This window comes from Pedobacter humicola (assembly GCF_056490705.1).
Genome location: NZ_JBWJIG010000021.1, coordinates 35,763 through 49,480, shown reverse-complemented (window position 1 = coordinate 49,480; position 13,718 = coordinate 35,763). Strand labels below are relative to the sequence as shown.

The window sequence follows — 13,718 nt, the reverse complement described above, 5'->3', positions numbered from 1 at the left end:
AAATGATAAAAGATGTAAAAACCGATGATTAGATTTAACCCAAACATGCACATGAACAAAAATATTGCATTAGCAGCGCTATTGGTGCTAGCACTACCTGATCTATCTTTAGCGCAAGAAACTGTTAACATAACAGGCCAGGAAAGAAATGTACAGCCAGAAGTAAACAACAAGGTAAAAACCATGGCTGAAGAACTGATCAAAAAAGGTTTTACTGCCGGCGATGGTTATGGCGAGGTTTGGATCAGGGATTTAAACACCTTTATCGAATTAAGCTGTAAGGTGAACGATAAAGCACAGATCAGAAAGCATCTGATTACGTTTTTTCAGTTTCAGCAACCGGATGGAGGCATTTTGGATGGTTACATCCCGGCGAGTAAAGCCACGATATATGGTAAGTTTTACAAATCTGAATTGGCACCTGAATATCTTGGCCATAAAAACACTGTAGAAACCGATCAGGAGACCTCATTGATCCAGGCTGTTGCAAAATACATCCGTAGCACAGGGGATAAAAGCATTTTAACCGATAAGGTGGCAGGATTAACGGTTAAAAATCAGATGGAAAGGGCGCTGGATTTTCTGATGGAAAATAGATTTGACGAAAAGCATGGTTTACTTTGGGGGGCAACCACTGTAGATTGGGGCGATGTACAGCCAGAACACAGTTGGGGTGTTGTAATCGATGAGAATACACACCGCGCGATTGATATTTATGATAACGCCATGTTTTTAATTGCTATAAAGGATTTTATTGCAATTGCCGATTTAAATGCAGGCCAGATCAGTAAATGGAATAAAATTTACAGCAATGTACGTCAGAATATCAACAAATATTTATGGGATAATAAAGCACAAAAGTACATCCCTCATATTTATTTAAACGGTTCGCCTTTCCCGGCATCGTTTGATGAATCGAAAATTTATTATCATGGTGGCACTGCAGTAGCCATTGAAGCTGGTTTGCTGAACAAAAAGCAGGTGAAAGAAGCCTACCAAAAGATGAAAAAAAATATGGTGGATGCCCGTGCGGCAACAATCGGCCTTACCATTTATCCTGTTTATCCTTCGGGTACTTTCGAAAATAAGGGTATGGGGCCATATTCTTATCAAAATGGGGGCGATTGGACCTGGTTCGGAGGAAGGATGGTTAGCCAGCTTATCCGATACAACTTACTGGCTGAAGCCAGGGAAGCATTACAGCCCATGTTGGCCAGGGTAGTCAAAAATAATGGATTTTACGAGTGGTATACTCCTGATAATAAGCCAATGGGCTCTTCAAGTTTTAGGGGAGAAGCCGGTGTATTATGGACAGCCATTACTGAACTGGATAGGAAAAAATAAGGCAAGCACGATTTCGGTTTGTGCGCAATACATTTAATCACTATGCAAAAAAGGGTAATAGACGTATCGTTTATTACCCTTTTTTGCTTTTAAACTGGATGTTGAGGCAGGATGGTCCTTGCCTTTTAGAAAACGTTACATGTTCGATCAGGGCGGCAGGCCTATCGAATATAACCTGGGCTACTACATTACCGATAGCTTTAGAATACATCCTCCATTTCAGGTTATTATAGTTTTTCAACAGTTTCTTTTGGCTGCACTGCCCAACAACCTGCAGCACCAAGTAAGGCCGCATCTTCATTCAGTTTAGAAATGTGGATTGGGCAATTGATATCCATCGATTGAAGGTATCTGGTTACACCAGGAAGAAAACGGCCTGATGCATTGGCGATGTTACCACCGATTACAATTGCCTCGGCATCGTTATTTTGCTGGAAATCTTTCAGAAAAAGTCCCAGGTTCTCACTAAACTCGGTAAATATTTTGCGTACCGTTTGACTCTCATCATGAAGCATCGCAAGTTCGCGGACATTTAAAATGTTGATTCCCGAAAGTTCGTAATAGCGTTTTAAAAACCAACGGGTAGACAGGTAGTCTTCGGCAATGCCATCTAAAAAAGGCGCACACCATAAATTGGCATCCGTAATTTTTCCTTCCATACTCATGGCGCTTCCCAATCCGGTACCCAGTGTAATGCCAATTAAGTTTTGATAGGCACGGGCTTCGCCTGCAAATACCTCTCCAGCCAAAAAGCAGGAAGCATCATTACTCATCAAAATCTGGTCGCTACTGATCTGCAGTTCGCCGGCCAGCATGTCTTTCACGTTCAGGCCATAAAAAGCGGCATACTTGTCGTTCCCCGCAATATAAGAAATCCCGTTTTCGTAATCGAAAGGGCCTGGCATGGCAATGCCTAAACGGCCAATTGGAACATCAACCTTTTTATAGGCTGCCTTAATGGTTGTACACCAGGTTGTTATAATCTGTTCAGTTGTGCCATGAGAGTTTACGCGATCGCGGGTATAAGAGGTTTTAAGGATATTGCGTTGTTGCATATCGATTACGGCCGCGGTAATGTGCGAACCGCCAATATCAATGCCCAGTACATAATTGATTGTATTCATTGTTTCAGCTTCAATAGATCTATAAATGGCCAATGCCATATACATGGCACTAGAATAAGAACCCCTTTTTTTGTCAAATTGCCTACAGCACTGTGATTTTTTTATGAAATATTTTTTATTACCTTACATTTGATTCAAAAACTAACCAAGTTGAAAGCAGCTAAGCTAGATCTAGTCGTTTTATGGAATAAGATTTGTCTCGAAGATGATATCACATCCTTTGAGCAGCTTTATCGCTTTCTGTATGGCAGGTTGCTTAAATTCTCTGTTTATTATGTAAGCGATAAACAGGCAGCAGAAGATATTGTGACCGAAGTTTTTGTTAAATGTTGGGAAAACCGCGCAGCAAGTACCCATGTGTTAAATCCCGAAAGTTATTTCTTTATCGCGGTAAAAAATCAATCACTTAAATACCTTAAAAAAAATTCATCAATTACGTTTATCGATTTAGTTGATATTGAAGACGATGTTCAGGTGAGTATGCATACACCAGAATACATTATGGAAACCAGGGAGCTGCACAAACAGCTCGACCGGGCAATTGCAGGTTTGGCACCACAGGCCGCCATGGTTTTTAGGTTGATCAAAGAGAGCGGAATGAAATATAAGGAAGTGGCTGAGCTCTTGGGTATTTCACCACGCACGGTGCAAACCCAGCTGTTCAGGGCTATTGCAAAACTCCGCGTGGTCCTGCAGCCTTTACACACCAAAGACAAGGGGACAGATGAAAAAATAATTGGAAAAATCATCTCTCTGGTTATCTTAGCGGGTACTTTATCTTTTTTATATTTTTTGTAGGCAATTTTCTCATAAAAAGGAACATACAATAAAGGACGGAAAACAAAATGACAGATCAAAGATTTACAGAATTGCTTGGAAAACAATTGGCCGGAGAACTTTCGCCGGATGAATCTGTTGAACTGAAATCTATTTTAGCCGATCATCCGGTGCTGAAAAATGAATATGATGTGCTGCAGGCTTATTTTGAAACCGAAACTGTTGAAGATGAAAACATCGACCCTGTTTTCGAACGGATCAAAGCGCAGATTAAAGTTCCGGTTCAACCGGTTTTAACGGTGCGTAAAAATAAATCTTCTGGTTTCTGGTTAAAAATTGCCGCTGTTGTGGCAATTGCTTTTGCCGCAGTATTGGTTTATAACCGCGAAAGTATTTTCTCCACACCAGCTGCTTTGCTAAACGCACAGACCAGGGCTGCCGAAATTAAAACCATTATACTGGCTGATGGCTCTACTGTGAATATGAATTCGGAAAGCAGTTTAAAATACCCGGCGCAATTTAATGGGGATACCCGAAATGTTTACCTTTCAGGGGAAGCTTTTTTTGATGTGAAAAAAGATCCTGAGCATCCTTTTATCGTACATACTTCGCAGGTAGCTGTAAAAGTATTGGGAACTGAATTTGACGTAAAAGCCTATGCAAATGATGCCTTTACCGAAGCTACTTTAATCAGGGGAAAGGTATCGGTCTCAGTTAAAAATAATGACAACCAAACTTTTATCTTAAAACCCAGAGATAAATTTACTTTGTCTAATGGAAAGGGAAACATAAGCCGCTTGACGATTTATAACGGAATAGGAACAGAGAAAGTAATCGAAACCGCATGGCTTAACCACGGGCTCACCTTTAAAAATCAACGTTTTGATGAAGTAGCTAAACTTTTCGAACGTTGGTATGGTGTTAAGGTAAATTTTAAAGCGTCGGAACTTAAAGACATGCGGTTTACTTCATATTTTGAGAAAGAAAGTATCACCGAAGCTTTAAACATTTTAAAACTCATCGAAAACTTCAATTATTCGATAAAAGGCAAAAATGTGTACATCTACCGTTAGCACAAACAGTTAAGCCGTGTATATTTGTAGCCATGAATTTTGCACAGCGGATCATATTGTTAATCGGATTGATTTTTCCGCTATGTGTACATGCGCAAACCAAAGTTAGCCTGGATTTTAAAGATGCCAATTTCAAACAGGTAATCGAAAGTATACAGCAACAAACTGTTTATCGTTTCGCCTATGGCGAATCCAAAATCCCTAAACATCGTGTATCGGTAAAGGTAGAAGACGAAGAAGCCTTAAAAATAATCGAACAATTGTTGCTTAACAGTGGCTTTACTTATTCGGTATTGCCCAATAATCTGATTGTAATCAGGAAAAATGTTGAAGGTAAACCGACTGCCGATAGCGTACATCTTTTAAAAGAGGTGGTGATTACCGCTTTAGGTATCGAAAAAGACAACGAAAAAGTTGGGTATGCCTTAACCACAATCAAAGGTTCTTCCTTGGCTAAGGCGAGGGAAAGCAATACGATTATGGCCCTGCAGGGCAGGGTGGCCGGACTAAACATCACCGGCGTAAACGGCGGACCCGGTTCTTCGGCGCGGGTATTGATCCGTGGGGTTTCGAGTATGACGGCTGCCTCGCCTTTGTTTGTCGTAAACGGGGTACCCATCGATAACAGCATCAGGGGAAGTGCCAACGAGTATGGTGGTGCCGATTATGGTGATGGCATCAGTAACATCAACCCAGACGATATCGAAACCATTACCATACTGAAAGGTTCGGCGGCATCTGCACTTTATGGGGCCAGGGCCGCTAATGGGGTCATCCTCATTAACCTGAAAAGCGGTGGCGAAAATACCAGGGCAAAACTCGAATACAATAGCAATCTCTCTTTTGATGTTCCTGTAAATTCTACCGATTTTCAATATACTTATGGTCAGGGAACACAGAATAAACGGCCCAGCGACCAGTATAATGCCATTTCTACAGGTTTGTTGAGCTGGGGCGAAGTGATGGACGATAAATTAACGCCACAGGTTGATGGTTCCATGCGGCCTTATTCGCCTGTTAAAAACAATATCCAGACTTTTTACCGTACTGCGCCTGCTTTTATCAATACCCTTTCACTCGTAGGTGGAAATACCAGGAACAATTACCGCGTTTCGGTTTCCAACTTAGATTACAATTCTGTTTTAAGCAATGGTGCCCTGAACCGTAAAACATTCAATTTTTACGGAACAGTTGCCTTAAGCAATCAGCTATCGTTAAGCCTCACCGGAAATTATATTTACGAGCGAAACAAAAACAAAAGTTACCTCAGTGATGGTCCGTTAAATGCCAATTATGGGATTGCGGCACTGGCCACCAGTTTAGATCAATCGATACTTGCGCCAGGTTTTGATGCAGAAACAGGTTTCGAAAGCCGCTGGAATGCCGACGAATATAAAACCAATCCCTATTTCCTGATGAACAAACAGGCCGATGATGCCAATAGAAACCGCTATATCACATCTGCAGTGCTGAAATACCAATTGGCCAGTTGGGCATCCCTTCAGGGGAGGATCGGTTATGATTCGAGTAAGGATGAAGTGGTGACCATTTTGCCTACCGGTATAGCTTTTTCCATCAACAGGCAGGGTGGTATCAATGCTTACGACCACAACCATACTTCAGAGCTTAACAGCGATATACTGTTCAGTGCCTCACGAAACCTTACAGATAAACTGAATCTCGAATTCTCCATGGGTGCCAACTACCGGGAAAGGAAAGGGAATGGCGACAAGTTAAGCGGCTCGCAATTTAAGGTGCCTTATTTGTATGTTCCCGAGAATTTGATTACCAGTACAAAAACCCTGGCCATCTCGAGGATTGTAACGGAGTCGGCATATTACACTGCCGACCTGAGTTATCAGCGTTTTCTCAATTTATCGGTTACGGGCCGCTACGACATCTATTCTACTTTACCAGCCAATAACCGGGGCATTTTTGTGCCGGGCATATCGGGCAGTTTCATTTTTTCGGATCTTTTGAAATTGAAGGGGCTCGACTTTGGTAAACTGCGAATAGATTTTGCAAAAACCAGTGGCGAACCCATCGTTCCCTATACCACACAAATATATTATACCGTAGATAACCAGGTAAATGGTATTCCCATCGGAGGCTTTTCTGGTGATCTGCCCAATTACAATTTAAAGCCATTTACGTTGAATGAAATAGAAGCTGGCCTCGATCTTAAATTTTTCAACAGCCGGTTGGATATCGATTTTACATATTTCAACCGCCTTACCCACAACGAAATCATCAATGCCAAACAGTCGGTAACCACAGGTTTTAGCTCAGCTTACGTTAATCTTGGTGCAACCCGAAACGCTGGGATAGAACTGGCTCTGGGGTATACACCTGTGCTCACGTCGAACAGCAAATGGCAGATTAACCTAAACTTAACCAAGGTCAAAAATACGCTGCTCTCTATCGATGGCAACAGTAATTATACACTTACAGGTACTTATAGGCCATTAAATGCCAATACCGCTTTGGTGGTAGGCAAACCGATTACACAGATTATGGCCTACGATTACCTGCGCGATGCCAGCGGAAATGTGATTATTGGCTCGGATGGTATACCCAAAAGGGGTAATTTTATCCCCATGGGGGGGACCATGCCCACTTTATATGGCGGCATTACCAATAGTTTTAGTTATAAACAGTTTAACTTTTCCTTTTTGATTGATTATCGCTTTGGCAATAAAATCCTGTCGGCTACAGAATATTATAGCTACGTGCTTGGTTTAAATAAAGCTACTTTGATAGGTAGAGAAACCGGTATTGTGGCCGATGGCGTGCTGGAAAATGGACAAAAAAATACCATTAATGTTCCTGCTTATGCCTATTACCCCGAGCTGGCTACCAATATTTCTGCCTTATCGGTACTCAATGGCAGTTTTATCAAGTTGCGGCAGGCTACACTGGGTTATTCTTTCAGCAGTAGCTTTTTAAAAAGGACACCTTTTAGCAGTATCGGGGTTGATCTGGTGGCGCGTAACGTGTTTACCTTGTTTAAGTATACTAAAAACATAGATCCTGAATCGCAGTTTTCGCCAACCTTAGGCTATGCAGGCATAGAAGGCGCCTCATTGCCCGCTACACGCAGTTTTGGGATTAATTTTAACTTTAAATTTAAATAAGATGAGTTGGATAAGGGGATATATTGCGGGTGTTTTCTTGCTGTTTTTAGCGGGCAGTTGTTCTAAAGCAAAGCTCGACGAAATCAATACCGATCCGACCAAACTTACCGAAAATAATTACGATCCGAACAGTTTGCTGGCACAGGCACAGCTTAAATATGCCAATCTGGGTTATTATCAGCTGTTGTACCAAAGTACGATGATGCAATTGCTGGCCTCCAGTTATTATTATTACAACAATGGCGATAAATACATCAACGTTGGCAGTTTTACCGATTACCAGGGCCGCATTTTCAACGAAGGTTATACCGATGCCTCCTACATCAGGGAGATGCAGCGGCTGGCGAAGCTGAAAGATCCTGCAGCTTATCAGAACCTGATTGCCATAGGTGATATTATGTTCGTATTGATTTTGCAACGGATTACCGATACTTATGGCGACGTGCCCTATTCGCAGGCGGTTAAAGCTATGCAAGGCATTAAATATCCTGTATACGATCGTCAGGAAGATATTTATACCCAAATGCTGAACGATCTTGAAACGGCTATTACACAACTGGATACCGAAAAGCCAGGGCCAGGCGCAGATCTCTTTTACAAGGGCGATATTACCAAGTGGAAGAAGTTTGCCTATTCTTTAATGCTGAGGATTGCCATGCGTTTAACTAAAGCCGACCCCGGGAAAGCCAGATTGTGGACGGAGAAAGCCGCGGGTAAAACCTTTAACAGCATAAACGATAACGCAATCCTGTTAACGGATGCTTCCTCTTTTAACAGTCAGAATGGAACATCACTTGCCTTAAGAACTTATTCCGATTATCTGGAAGTACGCTGGAGCAAAACATTGATCGATCAGCTACAAACGACCAATGATCCGCGTTTGGGTATTATTGGTGAGATACCCAGAGATGGACTGGCCAGAAATGCCGATCAGAACCTGAGCGGCAATACAGATCCGGCCGTTCAGCTGGGTATGCCCAATGGATATGATCTGCAGGGAGGAATAACCGATATCAGCCATTCGCCCAATTACCCCGGCGGTACTGGCAGCGGAAGCGATTTTGCCCCGCTTGGAAAATATTCCAGACCCCGAACCGCTATGTACCTGAAATTAGGTGGCCCGATTTTTATTCTTACCTATGCCGAAACCGAGTTTTTACTTGCCGAGGCGAAGGTGAGGGAATGGAATATAGATGGAACTGCAAAACTGCACTATGCCAATGGATTAACCGGAGCGATACAGTCGCTTGCCCAGCTCGATCCTCTGGCTGCGGTTGATGCCAACAAAATTACCGCCTTTGTAAACCAGGACCCCCTTGATGAAAGCAGTACCGAGAAGGCTTTGAAAGCCATTAATACACAGTATTGGGTAGCTACCGGAACTAATTTTAATTTTATAGAAGCCTGGTTAAACTGGAAAAGGAGCGATTACCCTAAACTTATTCCGGTAAATTACAAAGGCAATGTGACCAATGCCACCATTCCGCGAAGGATGATCTACCTCTCCACAGAGATTCTGAATAACCCGCAAAATTATAAAGATGCTGTAGCCAGGATCGCTGGTGGCGATGTATTGACTTCGAGAGTTTGGTGGGATAAATGATGGAAAATGTAAAATGTAAAATGGACTAGTTTCTGCGGCCATCCGCGAAATCAGCGGGAGCTATAAGGCAAAAGGTTTCCCGCAGATTAAGAAGATTTACGCAGAGCAGGATAGATACTGAAACAAGTTCAGGATGACGATTGCGTTTCTTTGATACCTTTTATATGCCCAACGCTGAGTCCTCAGTGCATTTCTTTGTGCCCTTAGTGGTTAAAGGATAGGAAATGTAAAATGGGCTAGTTTCTGCGGCGATCCGCGAAATCAGCGGGAGCAATAAAGTAAAAGATTTCCCACAGATTAAGAAGATTCACGCAGAGCAGGATAGATCCTGAAACAAGTTCAGGATGACGATTGCGTTTCTTTAATACCTTTTATATACCCAACGCTGAGTCCTCAGTGCATTTCTTTGTGCCCTCAGTGGTTAAAGGATTGGAAATGTAAAATGGGCTAGTTTCTGCGGAGATCCGCGAAATCAGCGGGAGCTATAAGGCAAAAGGTTTCCCGCAGATTAAGAGGATTTACGCAGAGCAGGATAGATCCTGAAATAAGTTCAGGATGAAGATTGCGTTTCTTTAATACCTTTTATATGCCCAACGCTGAGTCCTCAGTGTATTTCTTTGTGCCCTCAGTGGTTAAAGGATGAGAAATGTAAAATGGGCTAGTTTCTGCGGCGATCCGTGAAGTCAGCGGGAGCTATAAGGCAAAAGGTTTCCCGCAGATTAAGAAGATTTACGCAGAGCAGGATAGATCCTGAAACAAGTTCAGGATGAAGAACGCGTATCTTTAACCGCCTGTTTATCCGCTCAACTTTATGCCCTCTGTGTACTCAGCGGTAAAAAACAACTCTGCGCACTTTGCGGTTAAACAAAACAATCACAACGGTCCTGTAGAATCCCGTTTAATTAATATCGATTTTAATTTAGGGATTTCATCCAAATCAAACGGTTTTTTATCCAATATCTTAAACAGAAGTCCAGCGGCTTCCCTGCCAATTTCGAAAGCGGGTTGTGTAATGGTACTCAACGAAGGATTTAAAAGCGGTGCTGTGCCCAGGTTCGAAAAACTGATAATCTTGAGATCATTTGGGATATTTAAGCCCAGTTCCTTACATACATAATAACAAGGGAGGGCAAGTTCTTCGATCGACGAAATAATACCATCGGGTTTTTCACTGATGATCAGTTTTTTGATGTTTTCATAATTTTGATCGTCGTTGTTATGGTGGTTTACAATCAGGTTTTCGCCCGATTCCATATCATAATCTTTTAGGGCATCCCGGTAACCTGCAATCCTTCTTTTACCGGTATTGAGGCAACTCAAGGCATAGAGATAGGCGATTCTTTTACAACCGTTATTAATCAGGTGTACTGTGGCATCGTAAGTACTTTCATAATCGTCTGCAGTGATTTTAATGGCATCAATATCTTCAATGGTGCGATCGAAAAACACAACAGGGATTTTATTAACCAGTTCTCTAAAATGATCCAGGTTTTCGGTACTGCTCGAAACGGAGATCAATATGCCATCCACGCGCCCACTCAAAAGACTATCAGTAAAGGCAATTTCAATTTCACTGTTCTCATGGGTGAGGTAAATCAATACATGGTAACCACGTTTCCTGGCGATTTCTTCAATTCCGTTTATCGCCAGGGAAAAGAAGTTGTTGGCGATTTGGGGAATGATCACAGCGATGGTTTTTGTTTTCTGACTGCGGAGATTGCTCGCTGCGGGGTTGCGCTCGTATTTGAGCTTTTTGGCCAGGTCTAAAACCTTTTGTTTGGTATCGATGCTGATCTCATAACTGTCGTTAAGGGCTTTTGAGACAGTTCCGATCGATATATTTAATTCTTTGGCTAAAGTTTTTACTGTAACGTTTTGCCTCATTTATGCTGGTTTATTTGAGTTTTAATTTAGGGTAATGTCGTATTTTACTAAAACGTATTCGTAAATAAAATTTCAGTTGAACACCCGATTTAATATTTTTATATACAGCTTTGATCAGGAGAACCGCTCTTTTTCAGCTTCTCCTGTAACCAAATATAAAACAATTAATCCGACACCATCAAGTGCCCGGATTGATTTAGGCTAATGAAACATGAATCATCTGGAAACAACCGACTATGTCGTTTTTTTTATCTATTTTATTGTCATAGCCACTTACGGTTATTGGGTATATTCTAGTAAAAAAGCAGCAAGTACCGATACAAAAGATTATTTTTTGGCCGAAGGTTCCTTAACCTGGTGGGCCATCGGTGCGTCTATCATTGCCTCAAATATATCGGCCGAACATTTTATCGGCATGTCAGGCTCTGGTTTTGCAATGGGTTTGGCCATTGCCAGTTATGAGTGGATGGCTGCGGCAACCCTTATCATTGTAGCCATATTCTTTTTGCCCATCTATCTTAAAAACAAGATTTATACCATGCCTCAGTTCCTATCGCAGCGGTATAACAATACGGTAAGCACATTAATGACGGTTTTTTGGTTATTGGTTTACGTATTCGTCAATCTTACCTCCATATTTTTTCTTGGTGCACTGGCCGTTGAAACCATTACAGGAGTTTCTTTTACGGTGTGCCTTATTGGCCTGGCGGTATTTTCGGTCATCATTACACTTGGTGGCATGAAGGTAATCGGTTATACCGACGTGATCCAGGTATTGGTTTTGGTGATTGGCGGTTTGGTTACCTGTTATATGGCACTCAATATGGTGAGCGACCATTTTCACATGAGTACCGTGCTGAAGGCATTACCGGTTTTAAAAAGCCAGGCGGATGATCACTTCCATATGATCTTTTCAAAAGGCGACAAGTTTTACAACGAATTACCAGGGCTGGCCGTTTTGGCAGGCGGTTTATGGATCAATAACCTCAACTATTGGGGCTGTAATCAATATATCGTACAACGGGCACTGGGAGCGGATTTAAAAACCGGTAGGGCGGGATTGATCTTTGCTGCATTTTTAAAACTGCTGATCCCTGTAATCGTAGTGATTCCGGGAATATGTGCCTATGTACTTTGGCAACAGGGCTTTTTTCATAAAGAAATGGTGGATGCTGCAGGCAATGTAAAACCCGATCATGCCTATCCCATTTTAATGAACCTTTTACCTACCGGACTTAAAGGCCTGGCTTTTGCTGCCTTAACAGCCGCAATTGTGGCTTCGCTTGCTGGTAAGTGCAATAGTATCGCCACTATATTTACTCTTGATATTTATAAAAAATACATTAAAAAGAATGCCTCCGAAAAACATTTGGTCAATGTAGGCCGCTGGTCGATCATTGTTGCGTCCTTGATCGCCATTGTAATTGCACCTGCCTTGCGAAGCTTCGATCAGGTTTATCAGTTTATACAGGAATATGTAGGGTTTATTTCTCCTGGGGTATTTGCCATTTTTCTGCTGGGTTTCTTTTGGAAAAGAACCACCTCTACTGGTGCACTTACAGCGGCGTTGCTAACCATTCCATTATCCACATTTTTTAAATTCCTGCCCGAAATCACCCGGGGTTTTATAGCACCGATTCCTTTTTTACACCGCATGAGCTGGGTATTCTGCATCATTCTCGCATTGATGTTTCTGATTACCGTTTTTGATCCTAAAAGTAAAAGCAATCCGCAAGGACTCGAAATCGATCGCAAAATGTTTAAGGTTAGTCCTTCATTTATCGTCTGTTCAGTGCTCATCTGCGGTATTCTTGCCGCTTTATATACGGTATTCTGGTAATGAACAACCTTAAGCACGATTTTATATCCATGAAAATATAACGTTATGAAAACACAAAAAAACGAAAAAATGAACCCGCTTTCAAGCTTAGAAGTTTGGGAAGATGATGTGTTAAAAAGATATCCTGAACCAGGTGTTCCGGAAAAGGCTAAAGAGGAATTTAGAAATTACGACAGTCCGGAAATTGATTCCGTACGTGAGTTTTACCGCTTAAACCATAAATATCAAACTTATGATAACGTACTGGCCAAAAAGGAAAACTTTTTAAAATTTGATAAAAAAGAAATGCCCTGGTGGCAGGCCATGGAATATCTGAATACTTTGGTTGACGATTCTGATCCTGATATTTCACTCGATCAGTTACAACACTTATTGCAAACTGCCGAAGCAATCCGTGCAGACGGGCATCCCGATTGGTTTGTACTTACCGGTTTTATCCACGATCTGGGAAAAGTACTTTGCCTGTTTGGCGAACCGCAGTGGAATGTAGTTGGAGATTCTTTTCCGGTAGGCTGTAAATTCTCCGACAAGATTGTTTTCCCTGAGTTTTTTGCCGATAATCCGGATACCTATGATGAGCGCTACAATACCAAATATGGGGTGTATAGCCACCAGTGTGGATTGGATAATATCCACATGTCGTGGGGCCACGACGAGTATCTATATCAGCTGACTAAAAATTATCTTCCCGAACCTGCCCTATATATGATCAGGTACCATTCTTTTTATTCGCAACACCGTGAGCAGGCTTATAACCATATACTCAATGCCCACGACCAGGAAATGTTTAAATGGGTAGATAAATTTAATCCTTACGATCTGTATTCTAAAAGCCCGAAAACGCCTGTTGTAAACGAATTAAAACCATATTATGAAGACCTTATAGCGAAATACCTTCCTGCTACAGTAGCGCTTTAAAAGCCCGCCGCTACTGCTATT

9 protein-coding genes are annotated in these 13,718 nt (G+C 41.9%); 7 read left to right on the top strand and 2 right to left on the bottom strand.

Features of this window, described 5'->3' with window-relative positions:
- Positions 1-51 precede the first annotated feature (51 nt).
- Positions 52-1,344, top strand: a complete 1,293-nt coding sequence (locus AC04Q1_RS23790; protein WP_478367049.1) for a GH36-type glycosyl hydrolase domain-containing protein — start codon at positions 52-54, stop codon at positions 1,342-1,344.
- 227 nt (positions 1,345-1,571) lie between these two features.
- Here the strand turns inward: AC04Q1_RS23790 and AC04Q1_RS23785 are convergent, their stop codons facing one another.
- The gene (locus AC04Q1_RS23785; protein WP_478367048.1) at positions 1,572-2,468 is read right to left on the bottom strand and encodes an ROK family protein; all 897 of its coding nucleotides are present in this window, start codon (positions 2,466-2,468) and stop codon (positions 1,572-1,574) included.
- Between the two features lie 150 nt (positions 2,469-2,618).
- Between AC04Q1_RS23785 and AC04Q1_RS23780 the strand changes: the two genes are divergently transcribed.
- From AC04Q1_RS23780 to AC04Q1_RS23765, 4 genes are read left to right on the top strand one after another with little or no spacing between them, the layout of a single operon-like run.
- Positions 2,619-3,266, top strand: a complete 648-nt coding sequence (locus AC04Q1_RS23780; RefSeq protein WP_478367047.1) for an RNA polymerase sigma-70 factor — start codon at positions 2,619-2,621, stop codon at positions 3,264-3,266.
- Positions 3,267-3,313: 47 nt separating this feature from the next.
- Positions 3,314-4,318: a FecR family protein gene (locus AC04Q1_RS23775; protein ID WP_478367046.1), complete on the top strand. Its 1,005-nt coding sequence runs from the start codon at positions 3,314-3,316 to the stop codon at positions 4,316-4,318.
- 32 nt (positions 4,319-4,350) lie between these two features.
- On the top strand, positions 4,351-7,452 hold the full coding sequence (locus AC04Q1_RS23770; protein ID WP_478367045.1) for a SusC/RagA family TonB-linked outer membrane protein: 3,102 nt from the start codon (positions 4,351-4,353) through the stop codon (positions 7,450-7,452).
- 1 nt (position 7,453) lies between these two features.
- A complete protein-coding gene (locus tag AC04Q1_RS23765) occupies positions 7,454-9,055 on the top strand; it encodes a SusD/RagB family nutrient-binding outer membrane lipoprotein (RefSeq protein ID WP_478367044.1) in 1,602 nt (533 codons plus the stop codon).
- An 873-nt stretch (positions 9,056-9,928) separates the two neighbouring features.
- Here the strand turns inward: AC04Q1_RS23765 and AC04Q1_RS23760 are convergent.
- Positions 9,929-10,939 (bottom strand): LacI family DNA-binding transcriptional regulator, encoded by a 1,011-nt coding sequence (locus AC04Q1_RS23760; RefSeq protein WP_478367043.1) that lies wholly within the window; start codon positions 10,937-10,939, stop codon positions 9,929-9,931.
- A 211-nt stretch (positions 10,940-11,150) separates the two neighbouring features.
- On the opposite strand from AC04Q1_RS23760, the gene AC04Q1_RS23755 reads away from it, so the two are divergent.
- Positions 11,151-12,779: a sodium/sugar symporter gene (locus AC04Q1_RS23755; protein WP_478367042.1), complete on the top strand. Its 1,629-nt coding sequence runs from the start codon at positions 11,151-11,153 to the stop codon at positions 12,777-12,779.
- A gap of 45 nt (positions 12,780-12,824) precedes the next feature.
- Positions 12,825-13,697: an inositol oxygenase family protein gene (locus tag AC04Q1_RS23750; RefSeq protein WP_478367041.1), complete on the top strand. Its 873-nt coding sequence runs from the start codon at positions 12,825-12,827 to the stop codon at positions 13,695-13,697.
- Positions 13,698-13,718 lie beyond the last annotated feature (21 nt).